The 16,041-nt window shown below is 35.4% G+C and carries 14 protein-coding genes; 3 read left to right on the top strand and 11 right to left on the bottom strand.

Features of this window, described 5'->3' with window-relative positions:
* Positions 1 to 41: 41 nt before the first annotated feature.
* The 11 genes from J4O15_RS15430 to J4O15_RS15380 form a co-directional block, all read right to left on the bottom strand.
* Positions 42 to 818 (bottom strand): hypothetical protein, encoded by a 777-nt coding sequence (locus J4O15_RS15430; protein ID WP_009221009.1) that lies wholly within the window; start codon positions 816 to 818, stop codon positions 42 to 44.
* A gap of 19 nt (positions 819 to 837) precedes the next feature.
* On the bottom strand, positions 838 to 3,432 hold the full coding sequence (locus J4O15_RS15425; RefSeq protein ID WP_009221008.1) for a molecular chaperone: 2,595 nt from the start codon (positions 3,430 to 3,432) through the stop codon (positions 838 to 840).
* Between the two features lie 121 nt (positions 3,433 to 3,553).
* Positions 3,554 to 4,246 (bottom strand): hypothetical protein, encoded by a 693-nt coding sequence (locus J4O15_RS15420; protein WP_009221007.1) that lies wholly within the window; start codon positions 4,244 to 4,246, stop codon positions 3,554 to 3,556.
* A 25-nt stretch (positions 4,247 to 4,271) separates the two neighbouring features.
* A complete protein-coding gene (locus J4O15_RS15415) occupies positions 4,272 to 5,573 on the bottom strand; it encodes a hypothetical protein (RefSeq protein WP_208101450.1) in 1,302 nt (433 codons plus the stop codon).
* 80 nt (positions 5,574 to 5,653) lie between these two features.
* On the bottom strand, positions 5,654 to 7,504 hold the full coding sequence (locus J4O15_RS15410; RefSeq protein ID WP_009221004.1) for a PP2C family protein-serine/threonine phosphatase: 1,851 nt from the start codon (positions 7,502 to 7,504) through the stop codon (positions 5,654 to 5,656).
* A 14-nt stretch (positions 7,505 to 7,518) separates the two neighbouring features.
* The gene (locus J4O15_RS15405; RefSeq protein ID WP_040457741.1) at positions 7,519 to 8,343 is read right to left on the bottom strand and encodes a protein phosphatase; all 825 of its coding nucleotides are present in this window, start codon (positions 8,341 to 8,343) and stop codon (positions 7,519 to 7,521) included.
* A gap of 110 nt (positions 8,344 to 8,453) precedes the next feature.
* Positions 8,454 to 8,945 (bottom strand): FHA domain-containing protein, encoded by a 492-nt coding sequence (locus J4O15_RS15400; RefSeq protein WP_009221002.1) that lies wholly within the window; start codon positions 8,943 to 8,945, stop codon positions 8,454 to 8,456.
* Positions 8,946 to 8,955: 10 nt separating this feature from the next.
* Positions 8,956 to 9,483 carry an FHA domain-containing protein gene (locus J4O15_RS15395; protein ID WP_009221001.1) on the bottom strand — a complete coding sequence of 176 codons (528 nt, stop codon included), beginning with the start codon at positions 9,481 to 9,483 and terminating at the stop codon, positions 8,956 to 8,958.
* Positions 9,484 to 9,662: 179 nt separating this feature from the next.
* Positions 9,663 to 10,091 carry a hypothetical protein gene (locus J4O15_RS15390; RefSeq protein WP_008752381.1) on the bottom strand — a complete coding sequence of 143 codons (429 nt, stop codon included), beginning with the start codon at positions 10,089 to 10,091 and terminating at the stop codon, positions 9,663 to 9,665.
* Between the two features lie 19 nt (positions 10,092 to 10,110).
* Positions 10,111 to 10,536, bottom strand: coding sequence for a hypothetical protein (locus J4O15_RS15385; RefSeq protein ID WP_009221000.1), 426 nt, complete (start codon positions 10,534 to 10,536; stop codon positions 10,111 to 10,113).
* Positions 10,537 to 10,655: 119 nt separating this feature from the next.
* Positions 10,656 to 12,830 carry a hypothetical protein gene (locus J4O15_RS15380; RefSeq protein WP_009220999.1) on the bottom strand — a complete coding sequence of 725 codons (2,175 nt, stop codon included), beginning with the start codon at positions 12,828 to 12,830 and terminating at the stop codon, positions 10,656 to 10,658.
* 1,118 nt (positions 12,831 to 13,948) lie between these two features.
* Here J4O15_RS15380 and J4O15_RS15375 point away from each other — a divergent pair.
* From J4O15_RS15375 to J4O15_RS15365, 3 genes are all read left to right on the top strand, one after another.
* On the top strand, positions 13,949 to 14,707 hold the full coding sequence (locus tag J4O15_RS15375) for an SAM-dependent methyltransferase (protein WP_208101448.1): 759 nt from the start codon (positions 13,949 to 13,951) through the stop codon (positions 14,705 to 14,707).
* 185 nt (positions 14,708 to 14,892) lie between these two features.
* Complete coding sequence (locus J4O15_RS15370) at positions 14,893 to 15,426, top strand: PadR family transcriptional regulator (RefSeq protein ID WP_009220708.1); 534 nt, start codon at positions 14,893 to 14,895, stop codon at positions 15,424 to 15,426.
* 15 nt (positions 15,427 to 15,441) lie between these two features.
* A partial coding sequence (locus J4O15_RS15365; RefSeq protein WP_243762111.1) for an ABC-ATPase domain-containing protein occupies positions 15,442 to 16,041 on the top strand: 600 nt, incomplete at its 3' end.

Raw genomic sequence — 16,041 nt, 5'->3', positions numbered from 1 at the left:
TCCTCCTTGCTATTCGCAACCTTACCTGCTCCTAATTATCACTAATCTACTAAAATCTTTTTTGGACTAAATCCTGTACCTCTATGTCCGTCAGGGTCTTTTGCACTGCTTAATATATCCAAAAGTCCGGTATAAATTTCTTTATTGCTTAAGCTTGTTCCTTTTGCCTTCCCTTCTTTAACTGCTATATAGTTTTCTATAATGCTTCTTTCTATTCCTTCCATGCTGTTTAACACCATATAGCAAAAGGTTCTGTCCGTTTCTTCGCACTTTTTTGTATTAAGGTACTCTCTTGCATACACTTTTAAGACCTCTATATTAAAGGAGCTTTCACCATACCCTGCATAATCGGCATTCATCAAATGTATGGTATCATACTCTGACCTCATATCTGCAAAGTCAAGGTAGGTATCCCTTAATACAAAACCCGATTTTAATAAAAAGTCGCAAAGCAGGATTTCTCCGTCTTTACTTTCTTCATCATCAGAAAGAAAAGCTTCTATTTCACCTATCTTCCAATCTTTATCCCTTATTTCACTATGCTTTAACCTAAGATACTTCCTTTGTTCGGTATGGGTGTAGGCTACCTTTATCTCTTTATTTATCAGGTATACCTCGCCTTTTAGTTTTGCAAGTCCCCTTCCTATAATAAGGGTTCTGTTTTCATGGTCTGAACTTAATCTTAATCCTCTTATGACTCCGTTTGTATATCCCTCATAAAGGATAGAAAGCAAATCTCTCGGATAGTCTCTTATTACCTCAAGTGCTTCTTTTTTCAAGATTCTTCCCGTTTCAAACAAAGGGTATCTGTTTTCCATTAGCTTCTCCTTTATGTCTTTAGTGTTCTCCATCAAAGAAATCACAAATCCACTCATCCGTTTCAAACTTATATTCCTGTCCTTCTCCTGCGTATAGTGTGTCTTCAAGTCTGTATACCGGCACGATCTGAAATCCCCATTTTTTATAATCTACAAAAGCAAATATCTTAAGTTCCCCGTTTTGTATGTCATCCGTATCTTCCTGCTTTATATAGCCGCTATACCTTCCCGCCAGCTCCATCCTGTCAGTTTCTCTTGCCTCATCTTTTTTGAAGTGAAACAGGTACTCAAACCGTACACTTTCTGAAGCATCATACAAATACATTCTAAGCAGGATATCTTCAAGGCTTCTAAGCAGGCTTCCCGTCATCTTGTTACTTTCAAATCCGTCTATAAGAATCTCTTGTCTGCCTGAGTATGAAAGTGCTTTTATTTTATAGGGAATTAGAGCTTCTTCTTCTCTTATGTCAAATCCCGCATATCCGGTTCTTTTATCGTAAAGATAGCGCATAAGTCCGTCCACACAGGCAAGTTTTAGCTCTTCTTTTTTAACACTGCCTCCACTTTGCATCATGTTGCCGGGTACAAATTCTTTTAGAGCATCTCTAAATAGCCCTATCTTACAGGACTGTCCTGTAAGTCTTATCATGTCAAAGTTATAAAGTTCTCCGTTTTTATAAAGTCTTTCCATAAAAACCTTCATAACGGCATATATTTCTCCTGCAATCAGCCTTTCCGCCTCATAACGGTTAAAACTTAGCTTCGGCATCCCCTCTAAAATCTCAAGCCTTTCTCCTCTAAAGACTGAAAGCTTATACCTGTCCACTTCCAGTCTTAAAAGTCCCATTTTCCCGTTTTTTTCTTCAGGCACTTCTATAACGATATCATTTCCCGAAAAAAGTTCCTGCTTAATCTCATCCGCCAATGTAAATAGAAAAAAGTAATTATTCCTTACCCTGTAATACCCTTCTTTTCCATAAGTTTCAAAACGCTTAAAAGCTGTAGGTAAGATATCTTCAGCCTTTTCATAGGCCTCTTGTAATCCCTTATAAAAACTTTCAACACCTTCTTCATCTATATACCTGTACGGATCTGTCGGCAGTTCGTTAATTACTTCAAGGCTTAAATCTTTATCCGTGTCAAGTAGTTTTGAAACTATTCTAAGCTTTAAAAGTTGCATGATTCTGTAGGTGATATTGTTTCCTCCAAAGTCCGTATTACCGTTTTTATAACTGTTTTCCATCGTATAGGTCTGTATATCACCCTTTGCATGTACCTTAAACTTACAGGCACTTAAATCCGTTGTCCCTCCTCCACAGTCCATTATCAGTGCCTTATAACTTTCTCCGTCTTTCAGGCTGTTTTTTTCTCTCATCTTGCTGATAAAGCTGTAAAGTACGGCAGTGCTTTCATCTAAGGTAACCTTTAGGCTTATAGAAAGCATTTCCGATAAAAGCCCCAACATCTGCTCATACACATGCTTTTGCTTAACCGGTACTGTGATATATACTTCCTTTATCTGACACTTGAAGTTATCTCTTGTGATATTAAGTACATATCTTAGATACTCGGCTATAATCTCTATCCTTTGTACATACCTGTATCTTCCCTTGGCATCCGTAAGTTCTTCTTTTCTTTCAAAATCCCCTGCCCATCTTTTAATATCATAAAATACGGAAAATCCTTTATCCGTATAGCTTAAGTTTGCAAACCATAAGGCTCTTCTTCCAAAAACATAATCTATACCGTCTTTATTTACATCCGTTACGGCTACAACCGTCGGTATCATCTTTTCAACAAAGGTTTCTCCTCCCACCGACTCTAAAAACAGGGTATGGCATATAGTGTTTTCCTTGATTCCTCTTTGCTTTGCATGTATCTGTCTATAATAACTGCTGTCCGCATAGATGGCTACAGTAGTATTGGTCGAGCCAAGATCAAGTGCTATGGGCATGTGAAGTTCAATCAGGGGAAGAATTTCAAAGTCCATTAAAGGAATCTTATATATCCTGTACTTTGTAAGGTCTTTTTCCTCTTCTCCCATATATATACGGTATATGAACTTTGATGCATCTCTTTCCATAAGGTATAGACTATAGTCTTTTATATCCGTAACCATACCTGAAAGGGCTGCCTCTTTTACAAGGTATAAAGAGTCTTTTTTATCTCCCATGGCAACTACATTGAATACGGCACATACCTTTTTATCTCCGCTTACAATCAAAGCATTGGTATTTAGAAACTTTTCTTTGTATTCTATTTTGTAATCATCAAGGAAATTAAGTGCCGCTCCTTCATAAATACTGATTTTGCCGGATATTCTAAGTTCATCCTTTTCGGGTTCTTTTACGCTTAGTTTATCAAAACACTCTTCAATCCTCTCTCTTCCGCCTTCCTTTTCTTCTTTGATAAGTTCATCTTCAAAGGTTTGACAGTAGGAAAGTATAGCATCTATAAGCTCTTTACTTGTCATATCCTTATCAAGTCCCCTTACGATATGCTCTCTTAGGCAAACCTCTCTAAGTCGATATTCACTCATCAGCTCAAGCTCTTTTCTTGTATACGCCGCAGCCTGCTCTTCTTTGGTTATGTTTCTGTTAAGCTTATAGCCCATCTTAGTTTCCTTCCATCTTCTTTTTTGTGTATATGCCAAAACACATATGAAAAGTCGATAATACCTACGATTCTGTGATTTTAGCCCGGAAAACACATATTGCATTTTCTCTTAAAATATTTTAGTACATCGCCGTTTTTCCAATTTTCATACTTTCATCAACTCCTATAATACCGAAGTGATATTTCCAAAAAATATCCGTTTCATAAGATATCGGCAAAAAAAGTTTCTTCAGCATTTCAATTCTTTCCATATCTTCTTTTGTCTTATCCACCCCCGTAAAAACGGTAAGTTTCCTTAAATTCTCAGAGTGGATGTAAAGGTTTGCTTTAGGATAAAGTTCTCTCAGTGCCTTTCTAAAAATCGTGATGTAATCTTTGCACCCACATAAATCAAGCAGGCAAAAAATAATTCTTTTAGATTTTTCAAAGTCAAGGGAAAATAGGGTTTTTCTTATACTTTTTAGAAACCTTCCCTCTTCTATCTCTTTTAAGATATACATTGCCCTTAGCTCTTTTTTATCTCCTCCGCTTCTAAGATCCCATACCGCTACATAGTGCATTATTACATCTAAAAATATTTCTCTTGCCTTCTCATACCCCTTCACATCGGGTAAGAATACTTCGCCCAGTTCATTTGCAAAACGATATAGCGGATTTACCTCTATTTCACTTTCTTCAATGGTATCGGAATTTAGAAAATCAAAGGAACTTTCAGTATAAGGGCTTGGACTCCCACTGTTTATAAATCTAAGCTCTTCTAAGTTATATCCGCTTTTTTGCGCCTTAAGTACAATCTCCCATACACAGTTCATACTTTGCTCCTGTTCTATATTTTTTCTATACAATCCCTTTTGTATAATAGGTGTTTTCCAAAACCCCTACACAGATATATTCATCAAAGCTTATCTGTAGTTGAGAAACGGCATATCTTACCATTGCTTCACAAAGGTTGCTGTCGCTGTTTCTTAAAAACCTTAAAACAAGTTTGGGGCTTTCTTCTGTTAGAGGAAAATCACTACTTGAAAAGTTATTCATATCAGGAAGTACTCTACTTTCCTCCGAAACTTCTTTCCATATCGGCAATCTTTCACAGGATTTAAGTGATACATACTCTCTAATATCAAGTTCTTCAATAATCCTTTCTATTTCCGCCTCGGTATGGATTTTTTCTTCTGTTTTATTTAGAAGTCGTCCAATCATTCCATCTTCTCTTTTGTTACTTATTAAGCCGGTTGGTAATTCTTCTTTCGTATATCGTATATCAAAGATATGATATCCTTCCAAATCTGAATAACTTTCTTCATAGGTCTTTACTATAATCTTTTCTTCTTCCTGTCTTATTCCTACCATGCCTTCAGTCTTTTGCACCAGTCTTAAGATAATCTCCTTATCCCTTTGCTTAACCATTTCCCGTTCATAGTATAATCCGTCTTTACTCGGACTTAAAAATGTGCTGCTCTTAAATACTGTTTTTTCTACATTCCATACCGGATAAAGTTCTTCTTTTATCATATCGGCATATTTCCCGTAGTCCACTTCTACATCTCTTGCATTTTGAGGAAGTTTAGACAGGTCAATATCAAAAAAGCGGTCAAGGTAGGCGGTATTTACTGTATTCCATCTAAGTCCGTTATAAGAGAAAGTTTCATAAAGTTTACCAACTTCTTTTCTGTAGCGAAGGGCTTTTTTAGGTTGTACTGAAAGTGTGTGTTTTTCTCCGTTATTTGTAAAACTTACTCCTATCTTTTCTTGTAAAAATTCCTTACATACAGTATCGGTTGCATTAAGATAAACAGTTTTTATAAGGTCTTCACTTTCGGTATAGTCTTCTTTAATATCATTTTTTTTATCTTCCAAAACATCTAAATCCGATATCGGAAAAAACATCCTTAAAAATACGTTTTCATTTTTTGAAAGTAAAAGTATTGCAATCTCATAACTTTCTTCTTTACTTTCAAGCTCATCATAGACTTTCTTGTATAAAGATCTGTATCTTTCTTCAAAAACCTCACTCATCCTGTAAAGACCGTCATATAGAACACTTTTTGCCAAGGCATACTCATCTTCATCTTTTATCTCTGAAAGCCTGTCCTTTACATACTTTTTTATGTCAAACTCATCCAAGTACGCTGCGTCCATATAAAAACACCTCTTTTATCTTTAATAGGTAAAAACAATTGCCACTTGCACTGATACACAAGTTTTAAATAAATACCTGATTACTCAGCATTTATGCTTGCAGAAGTCTCTGCCTCACTTGTCTGTTGCTGGGGGGGTTGTGCTGCTGTTTGTGCCGCCTTCAGTTCTTCTTTTTCTTTTTCATCAATTCTTTTTTGCACATCACTAAGCTTTTTATCCATTTCTATGGTATTTATCTCATCATTAAGTTTTACATAAAGTCTTCTGGCATACTCATAATTATCTCTTGCCGTTTCAAAATCTCCCTTTAAAAAAGCCTCATCTGCTGTTATTGCGTAACTTGTGGCAGAGGTTTTTTCTTCTTCACTTAAGCTTATTTTCTCATCCGCAGTGGATATCTTTTTTTCAAGTTCCTCAAGTCCAGCACTTTCACCTGATTTTTCCAAAATATCTTTTGCCGTATTATAATTAGCTCTTGCTGATAAAAAATCTCCTTTACTTAGTGCCTCATCTCCGGCACTTAGCATATCATTTGCGGATTGCAGATTTTTAGATTGCTTATCAGCTTCCGCCTGTTTCCCTTCATTTTCCTTTTCAATGGCTTGATCTACCGCTAAAAGCTTTGCTTCCGCTTTTAACTTTCCCTCTTCATATCCTATATCTCTTGCTTCAGTTTTCGCATCAACATACCTTTCTCTTGCTTTATCATATATTTCCGAATCAAAAAGGATATCTCCGTTATCAAGGCTTAAGTTTACACTTTCATACCCTGCAATAAAATCAAGTCTTTTTCTTACATAGGAAAGTCCTGCATTGTCTGCATAAGGAATTTCACTAAGTATAAATTCATATAAAGGTTTTGCTTCTTTGTAGCTTTTCGCATCATACTTTTCATCCGCTTCAAGTATTCCTTCTATAACCTGCTCATAGTGGTACAAAAGGTCTTTCATTTCCTTATCTCTAAGGCTTTCCGCCTTCTTTATGGACTCTTCACACTCAGTATCCGCCTTTGTATAGTTTTCCATTTCTATAAATTTAAGCATCTTTTCATAGTGTGTATTCATATCTTCCCTAAGTTCTTTTCTGTATCGGTTATAAAAGTAAAGGGCAATGACGGCCGCAAGTATCACAACTACAGATACAATTGATATTATCAAAATCAGTTTCCTTCTTTTTTTCTTTTTGGTATCCGACTCGACAAATACCTTATCAATATAAATACCGGCAATTGTATAGTTATCAATGTACTCGGGCTCTTTATCAAGAAGTACTTTTTCAATCTTCTCAATGGCATCTTTCGGGTCTTTTCCACTGTCGGCAAAGATGTTATCAATCTCTCCTTCCGATACATTTTCCCAAACCCCTTTTGTATAAAGAATTAAAATATCGGTATCAACAAGTTTTATCTTTCCCGATATCACCGGTGAAAATCCTTTTTGCCCTAAAAAGGCATACAGATTACTTCTTTGCTCATGTCTTGACAGGGCATCTTCGCTAATCATCTCTTTTGATACCATTTCACTGCTTAGTGATGTATCCGTAGTTTTATAAAATGACTTGTTATTTCTGTAAAGCTTTGCCCTTGCATTTCCTGCATAGGCAAAGCGTACACTTTCATAATCAGTTATGGCAACTACAATTGATGCTTTAAGCTTCATATATTTTTCAGCTTTTAAAAGCACTTCATTGGCATGGTTTAAGTATCCGTGTATTTTCCCTTTGGATATGGAAGGCTTTTCCCCAAACTTTGCAATGATACTTTCCACCGCTTCCTTTGCCGATTCGGTATCCGCCACATCTTCAATACCGTCAGCAAGCACATAGCAGGCAAAGTTATCAAGTTCAGCATAAGCAAAAAAATCACTGTTTTTTAATGAACTGCCTTCTTCCGAAATAAAGTTTGTATTGAATTTACTGTTTTGCTTACGCATCTTCTTTAAGCCTCCTAAATCCCTATAATTATTAGTCCAAGATTGTCCAAGTCTTCGTTATTTTTCTTTTTTATTGTTTCAATAATCTCTTTTGCCGTTCCCTTACAGTTATGTTTCCTTGAAATGATTATTTCAAGTTCCCTGACAGAGATGTTTTTTTCTACTCCGGTAGTCGTTATAACAACCATATCCTTTTTCTTTAGCCTTATTTCTTCTTTAGTCATAAGCGGTTTCATATAGTCATCCCTTCCTATACAGTTATATGCCTTATCCGTATCAGAAATTCTACGAGCCGCTTCCTTACTTAAAAGTCCCTTATTTACCTTTTCTTTTATAAGTTCTTCCATTATCTGACCCTTGCTAAGAAGTATAAGTTCTTTTCTGCGGAAAATATAAATATTTATATGCCCCATAATGGCATAGCTTAAAAGATTTCCTCTAAGCATTAGACAGGCTGCATACGCCCTTCCGTTTTCTCCTCTAAGTGCATTTAAGACATTCATGTTAGCCGTCTCAAAGGCTATGTCAAAGAAATAGCGACTGCTTTGGTTGTTATCATATCGGTTATAAAGTTTAGTGAAAGTTCTTACTGTAGTCAGTGCTGCAACCTTCCCGGTATACTCTTTTCCTTCCCCTGCGCTAAGTATTGCCATAAGTCTGTCTTTTTCCTGTTTGAATCCGTATGCATTTGCCTGAACCTGTCTTTTTCCGATATCAAGTAAGGCTCCTATATCGTATATCCTGATTTTTTCTTCTTTAATCCATGTATACACTCTCCATGAAAGAATAAAAAAAGCGGTTAGAATAAGAATTAAAGCCATCCAAAAAGCAGTCCCCATATCTGTTTTCCCCTTATTTTTTTTAGAAATACCCATTATATTTTCCATGAAAATGTCTATTACATTTTCCCTATTCCTATGGGATTTCTCCAATTGCTTATTAAAAGCATTTACCATGAAAACTGCTTTCCACATAAAGCAATGTATAAAAACTCACTTTCCCCCATGGTAATGACATCATAAGTTTCAAGAGCCTGTGGAGTGTAAACTGCCTTTCCGTTTAGGTAGGTAATTCCTCCACCCTCTGTACAGATAAGAGTTGCTTCAAGGTCTTTTTCATCAAAGGATAAAATAGCATGGTTTTCCTGCTTTATGGCATTATCTCCAATGATTTGAATATCCATGGCATCCGTTCTTCCGATATAGTTTTTCCCGAATACCACACGATAATCTTTTCCGTATCTTGGTCCCTTGATGCACACAAGCCATGCACACACCGGTTTGGTTTTTATTCTTACCAAACTTTCTTCAAGCTCCTTATCATCAAATGATTCTTCAAGTTCTTTTCTTTCCGTCATGTCCATGTTGCAATACGGGCAGATATTTCCGTATCTTCTTTTTGAAAACATATGTCCGTTTTTGCATCTTATTAAATTTCCCATGATAACTTCCTTACCTTATCTGTAGTTTATTAAGCCCTATAAAAATATAGTCTTTTTTTGCCAGCTTACTTTGCCCGTCTTTAATGTTATAAAGCTTATCTTCTAAAAATCCTTTAATCTGCGTTCCGTTCTTGCTTTGCATATCTTCTATATACCATGAACCGTCCACATAGTTAAGTATCGCATGAACGTCACTTACGGTTCCCGAAAAGTAAGTATCGGACAAATCTATGTCTATATCCTCTTTACTGTTTTTCTTTCCGATTACCAATGAGTTCTTTCCTAAAATATTCCATGTCTTTACTACGGTATCTTCTTCACTTAAAAGCACAAGCTCGGACAAAAATGTATCTTGTATCTTTTCTTTTTTAAAAGAAAAGTCATTTATCGCAAAATAAATCAAAGAACCTGAAATAAAAAAAGAAAACATATAAAATATATATCCGCCCTTTAATCCTCTTCCAAAAAAACCGACAATTATGGCACACAAGATAGCCGCAATTATTCCTGAAACATCAAGTACAAATCTTCTATTCATATATTCCCATCCCTACCGCTTTTAATCGTGTGGAAAATATTTATCCTCCCTACTTGTATGCATTGCGGTATTCACCTAAGGGTTATAATCCCCTTATATAGTCTTCTAAGATAATTTATAAAAATAGGCTGCATGACAATAAATGTCTTGCAGCCCAAACTTTTAACGACTGATTTTTGTTACTCGGCTGCGTATCCGCCTTCAACTATCAGACCTGCCATCTTATCTTTTTTCTGTTTTATTACAAGGGTAAAGTTTCCTACTCCCTCTTCATCTCCATGTCTTTCTTTGTAGTTCACTACAAAAGCATTTGGAAATACATATTTTCTTTTGGTAATTCCCGCTACTATCTGTTCTACGGTAACCTTTCTGTAGCAATCCTTGTTTTGTGCTGGAACCATTGACCAAAGTGCCATATTTCTTGTTGAGTCGAAAGGATCCCCGTCTACCGCAGTTAAAATCTTGCCGGTAATCTCCATTGTTGCACCTGCATCATTAGTGCGGGCATTTGAGTCAATAGGAATGTCTGTGGATAAAAATACGCTGTTTACACATTCCTTTGCAAGTTCAAAACTTTCATTACCTTCTATTTTCACTTTGTATGCCATGCTTAATCCCTCCTATTCCTTATTCTCCGGCATATCCGCCTTCTACCGCTACCCTTGAATTATTATCCTTCTTTTGGCGGATATGGATATAAAACTCTCCGGTACCGTTTACATCATCCGCCTTTTCAGAATACTCCACCACGAATGCATTCGGAATTACATACTTTCTTACAACAGAGCCGGCAGATACCACTGTTACTTCCGCTACTCTGTAGCAATCCGCATTCTCGGAAGGAATCTGAGACCACTTGGCAAGTTTTAATACATCATCAACATCCGCTCCGACATTGTATAAAACTCTTCCCCATACCTTTACACCAAGACCGTAATCTGTTGCTTTGGCATTGGAATCCTTTGGAGACTCGGACAAAAACTCTGCGTTTACTATGCTTCTCTCATCAAAGTCTGCTACTTCCGAACCGGTTACTCTAAACCTAATTCCCATTGTGCTACCTCCTATGAAAATATATATTTTTTATAAAACTACTCCAAATATTTAAAATATTTTTTGTAATCAACTTAAAAATGAAGTTCTCATTTTATATCACATCTTAATATGTATCCTTACTCTCCCGCCACACGATTTAGCGGCACTTCAACTCTCTTAACGGCATTTCCAAAACTTATCTCTATAGCACATACACCTGCCGTTTCATCCGCTTCATAAGTAATATCATCATTACTTCCAAGTATACCGTTAATATTTGTCTTTTTAGAAAGCCAGATGCTTTTTTGACTGGACGGATTATTTGAAAAGAACTTTGCTATATTTTCCGCCTTAAAATCTCCTGTGGCATGCCTTAAAATCCTCTCAATATAGTTAGCGGTCTGTGTTTTATAAATAGGCTCATAACTGCCACCTGAAAGTTTTAAGTTTCTTGCTTTATATACCATTATATGGCTGATATTTTCTCCGTCTAATACCGCATTTTCTGAAGAAAATACAAAGCCGAATCCTCTTTTGTTAATATCATCTTTCACACTGTTTGTAAATCCGGTAATCTCCTTTGACATAGTAGTATGTATCTTAAGAGAATTATTTTTTGCTTCAATATCAAATCGTACACCCGGTAAATCCGTATCCACATCTTTCTTAAAATACTCTTTAAGATATTCAGGAGATTGATAACTTGCCACAAATCCGGCTGCCACATATGCTGCACCTATGTAAACTCCGTCTATCCAAAGCTTCATGATATCTTCCTTGGCTTTTGAAAGTTCAGCAGCTTCATTTTCATTGACAATCATCCTGCTTTCAAGCTTCACTCCGGACTTGTCCTTTGGAATAATTGTAAAGTTCGGCACACAAGGAATCAAATACTCTGAATATGGCTTACCACTAAGGCTTGCACATCTATCGTCAAAAAATCCCACTCCGGTCATTGCCATACTGTTAAATGTTGTCTTATCCCCTGTTTCGTAGGAATAAAAGCATTGTACTCCATAATCTTTTAATGCATCTGCGATTCTTGCCAAAGACTCCACACTGACATTTTCAGTTTTTATGCTGTCTTTATTTCCCTTAAATCTTTCTCTTGTAACATTCATCTTTGATTTTTCATCCAAAGACACTCCTGCAACTATTGCATACCAAACGGTATTGCCATAATCATTCTTTTCATTTACCGTATTTAAATAAGCACAAAGCTTAGGTACATTCAGGCTGTTTGCCATGGCTTCATTTTTAACATTGGCAATCAGAAGACTTGGTTTCATTCCTTTTACCTGCTTGGGATACTGTTCAAAAAATGCCCACACACCTAAAATCTTTTCGACCAAAGGCTTTACAACCTTTATAAAATCATCCTTGGCATTTTTATAAAACTCAAGATATGTGTTATAATTGTCCACTTCCTTTTTTACATCGATCTGACTTTGCATTGATGAATTAAGAGGACAAAAAGTTCTTACCACCAACTGTTTTACATAACTGTTTCCTTCAGAATTTAGAGCATCATAGTCATCTTCAAGAGCTTCAATAAGTCCTGCATTTGAATTGTCATCCGTAACCACCAAAGCGCTTTCTTCCACCTTTGGAGCTTCTATTACTGTAAGTTCTCCTTCAGAAGACATGGTAAGAAGTCCTAAAGTTAGAGCATCATTACTTTCAGACTCTTTTGATTCTCCAAGTAAAAGTCTTGTTTTTATATCTGAAATAGCAAGAGGAATCATCGCCATAAGATTTTGATAATTAGCACTGGCTTCTTCAAACATTGAATTAAGCTTATCACCAAGATCTAGCTTATGAGGATCTCCATCTTCAAGCTTTGCATACTCCGCATAAGTATACTGAAGTTCTTTTCTTACCTGCTTTATGTCATCCATAACCTTTGAAGGTGAAATCATTTCTGTAAGTTTTTCAAACTTAAAATCCGCATTGATAATTCCCTGACTTCTTTTGGTTTCAACCAAGGTCATAAGCATTTTTAGAAAGTCGTTATGTGCATTAAGATGAACTATGCTTAACATGTTTTCCGGTACACCTGCCGGCTTTTCCTTAGAATATACAATCTTCCCGGTTGCAGCATTAAAAAAAGAATATACCGTAGGGTCAAACTTTTCTAAAAACTCTTCAAAGTTTCTGACAAGCAGTGCTTCATTGATTTCTTTTATCTTGTCATCACTTAAGCTGTCCAGTCCCCTTACATCACCGACTAAGGTAAGTAAGTTAAGTTTTTCAGGATTAATCTCTTCAATCAACAAAGTACGGTTCGTTTGCTTTATAATACTCTCTGCCATCCTACATCTCCTTAAATCTATATTTTTATTACATAAAATACAAACTCTAAGATTTCATTACATATCGGGTAAAAGGAATATAAACAGTAGGAATCCCTACAAGACACAAAACCAATAACTATTATTATTGGCAGTACAGAACATAGACTAAATAGAAAAATAACAACAGATAAATTATGTTGTTTATCTCTATCAGAACTAACTCCAGCTACCAACAGTATATATTTTTACTAAGAAACAATTTCTTAATAACAATAAAACAACAATTACACCTATCTTATTCACAAATTTTTATATCCCTTATCTGCTTACGATAGTAGCATATATACAGGACAATTTCAAGCTTTTTTAATATAATTTACATCTATACTACGATATATAAAATAGTATTAAAGTTAAGGTTAGTTATACTTATTTCTCAGCTGTAAACTCTACTAAAATATCAGTTTTGAGCGGTACTCCATGGTAAATTCTATTATCTTTTTTATTTTTATGATTTCAACAAAAAGTTATACCGACTTTTTTATAGTTGAAATTTAAAACCAACATGATTTGAATGATTAAAAAACAAAAATATTATGTGGACTTTTCCGGATAATTGTAGCAAGCACAGTAAGTGCATATGCACTTACGAAAAATTGACTTAATCTTCGCTTTTGCATCGGACTCTTTCAGTCAATTTTTGCTTGTTGGGGAATATCCCCAAACCCCTGCATAAGTAACTTCTTTGATTTCATCAACTAAGTGGTTTTTGAAAAAGTAATGTATCATTGACATTTAATTAATAACAGCAACAGTAGAGTAGATCTCAACTCCCTTTATTATGTATTTGTTACAATCTATTAACAAAGCAGTAATAAGACTAAATATCAACGATACTATACACTAGGTATTTCGTTTTCTGTATTTTTAATATTGACTTTTACCGTATGTATATCTAAAACTCTTGGTAAGTCGGTTATTCGGCTTAGTATATTTTCTTAGTATTTAATGATATCTGTATTTGTAAATATCCCCGATAAAATGAAGTATAATTTATTTATTTTAAAAGGCAGTATTTTACATTTGAGTTAGTAAATCCTAACTTGCAGATAGTTTTTAGTTTACAGGAGGAGATTATGGCAGAGAAAGGTCATGAATTTTTGGCAAGAATAGGTAAGACAAGGTTAAGACCTGGTGGTGTGGTGGCTACCGATTGGTTACTTGAGAAGGGAAATATCAAAGCTGATTCAAAGGTTTTGGAGGTGGCTTGTAATATGGGAACCACCTTGATTCATACAGCAAAGAAATACGGCTGTGATATTGTAGGAGTGGATTTGGATGAAAAAGCGGTTGAAAAGGCAAAAAAGAAGATAAAAGATAATGACCTGGAAGACAAAGTAAAGGTTATGGAAGGTGATGCCTTTAAGCTTCCTTTTGAGGATGAGAGCTTTGATGTTGTGGTAAATGAAGCCATGCTGACAATGCTTTTGGGTGATAAAAAGGAGAGAGCATTAAAAGAATATTACAGAGTATTGAAGCCCGGCGGGGTTGTATTAACTCAGGATGTTGTTTTAATCACTGATGATGAAAATAGGGCAAGGGAACTTCGTATCGGTCTTAGCAGGGCTATAAATGTAAATGTGGAACCGCTTATAGAAACGGAGTGGAGAGCCTGCTTTGAAAGGTCCGGATTTCAAGTGGAGGAAAAGAGCGGTCCGATGAGTCTTATGAGTATTCCCGGAATGATGAAGGATGAGGGTATTTTTGGAGCATTCAGTATTATAAGAACAGGATTACAGGATTTTAATAAGGAATACTTTCAAAGGATGCGTTCATTTATGATGGATAATAAAAAAGAACTTGGATATATATGCTTTGCAGGGAGAAAAGAATAAAATATATCATGATAAGGCTTATAAAAAAGCTGTAACTTCTTAAATATAAATAAAATATTAGAGCTATTATGGATTTGGATTAGTGAAAAATTCATAATAGCTTTTTTAATATGTAGAAGTGTTATATATTGACATATAAAAATATTCGTTGTATTATATTCAATGTTGAATATGGAGGTAGTTTTGTGATACGGTTATTGGTGCTTTGGTTACTGGATAACGAACCTATGTCAGGTTATGATATAAAGCAGATGTTACAAACAATGGATGCAAAAAGATGGGGAGGAGTGCTTATAGGTTCTATTTATTATGCTTTAAAAAAGCTTGAAAAGAACGGGTATATCTGTGTAACGGATATGGAACAGGCACAATACAGACCGAGAGTAACTTATAGTATTACTCAAAAAGGAAAAAAATATTTGAGAACATTAATTTATGATTCTTTGACGGAGTTTTCTCTTTCCTATCCGTCATCTTTATATGCCGGGATATCATTATGTGATAAGTTGACATCCGATGAGGTTTATACCGCTTTGGAAAGCCAACTTAAAAGGCTTGATATTGAATATGAATCTGTTATGAAAGGCTGGAAAGAAAAGTGTGAAGCAATGAATAATGATGTTGCGCCTATGGTAAAGTTGGTTTTTGATAATATGTTCGCAATAATTAGGCAACAGCAGGATTTTATAAAAAAAGTATTAAAATGTTTGGAAACATGATATGGAGGTATACATTTGAAAAGTAGACAGGAACTGGAGCAATTATTATTTTCAATAAACGGTCAGGGATATGGTGCATATAAATCTATAAAGGGGGAGTATAACTTTGGGAAATATATTCTTTCCATTGACCATGTACAAGTTGACCCGTATGCACCGCCGTCAAAAGTGCGTATTATTATGAACAGGAAAGTAACAGGTATACCTGATGAACTACTTGATTCAAAAAGTAAAATTATTGTCGTTTCGGATTTTTTAACAAGAGAGTTTTATAAAAAAGCTGAAATTTACAGTCAGAAAATAAATGCTACAGGTGGTAGCGGTATGATTGTAATTGACAGATGCGGACAGGAGATGTTGGAGAGAACTTCCGTTTTGATTAAGGATAACAGAGTTGAGGTGAGATTTGAGATAGGGCTTCCGGCAGCCGGTAGACGCGTTTTAGGAAAAGAAGCCCATCGGATTTTCTCACAAACTCTTGTAAAAATTGTAGATGCAGCATTACTGTATGAAAATATTGATCATAATGAATTGAAAAAACAAATTTCTTTAATGATTGACCAAGAGTATATAAGGGAAGAATTAAAGCGAAGAAATTTGGTTGCATTTGTTGCC

It is taken from the genome of Lachnoanaerobaculum sp. Marseille-Q4761 (genome assembly GCF_017565785.1).
GTDB lineage: Bacteria > Bacillota > Clostridia > Lachnospirales > Lachnospiraceae > Lachnoanaerobaculum.
Note: the sequence above shows the minus strand (reverse complement) of the source record. Positions and strands in the feature narration are given on the sequence as shown.

Bases quoted from the DNA above. Each gene is read 5' to 3' on its own strand.
- J4O15_RS15425 (WP_009221008.1), bottom strand. From the start codon at position 3,432: ATGGGCTATAAGCTTAACAGAAACATAACCAAAGAAGAGCAGGCTGCG.
- J4O15_RS15415 (WP_208101450.1), bottom strand. From the start codon at position 5,573: ATGGACGCAGCGTACTTGGATGAGTTTGACATAAAAAAGTATGTAAAG.
- J4O15_RS15405 (WP_040457741.1), bottom strand. From the start codon at position 8,343: ATGGGGACTGCTTTTTGGATGGCTTTAATTCTTATTCTAACCGCTTTT.
- J4O15_RS15410 (WP_009221004.1), bottom strand. From the start codon at position 7,504: ATGCGTAAGCAAAACAGTAAATTCAATACAAACTTTATTTCGGAAGAA.
- J4O15_RS15395 (WP_009221001.1), bottom strand. From the start codon at position 9,483: ATGAATAGAAGATTTGTACTTGATGTTTCAGGAATAATTGCGGCTATC.
- J4O15_RS15420 (WP_009221007.1), bottom strand. From the start codon at position 4,246: ATGAACTGTGTATGGGAGATTGTACTTAAGGCGCAAAAAAGCGGATAT.
- J4O15_RS15400 (WP_009221002.1), bottom strand. From the start codon at position 8,945: ATGGGAAATTTAATAAGATGCAAAAACGGACATATGTTTTCAAAAAGA.
- J4O15_RS15385 (WP_009221000.1), bottom strand. From the start codon at position 10,536: ATGGGAATTAGGTTTAGAGTAACCGGTTCGGAAGTAGCAGACTTTGAT.
- J4O15_RS15375 (WP_208101448.1), top strand. From the start codon at position 13,949: ATGGCAGAGAAAGGTCATGAATTTTTGGCAAGAATAGGTAAGACAAGG.
- J4O15_RS15380 (WP_009220999.1), bottom strand. From the start codon at position 12,830: ATGGCAGAGAGTATTATAAAGCAAACGAACCGTACTTTGTTGATTGAA.
- J4O15_RS15390 (WP_008752381.1), bottom strand. From the start codon at position 10,091: ATGGCATACAAAGTGAAAATAGAAGGTAATGAAAGTTTTGAACTTGCA.
- J4O15_RS15430 (WP_009221009.1), bottom strand. From the start codon at position 818: ATGGAAAACAGATACCCTTTGTTTGAAACGGGAAGAATCTTGAAAAAA.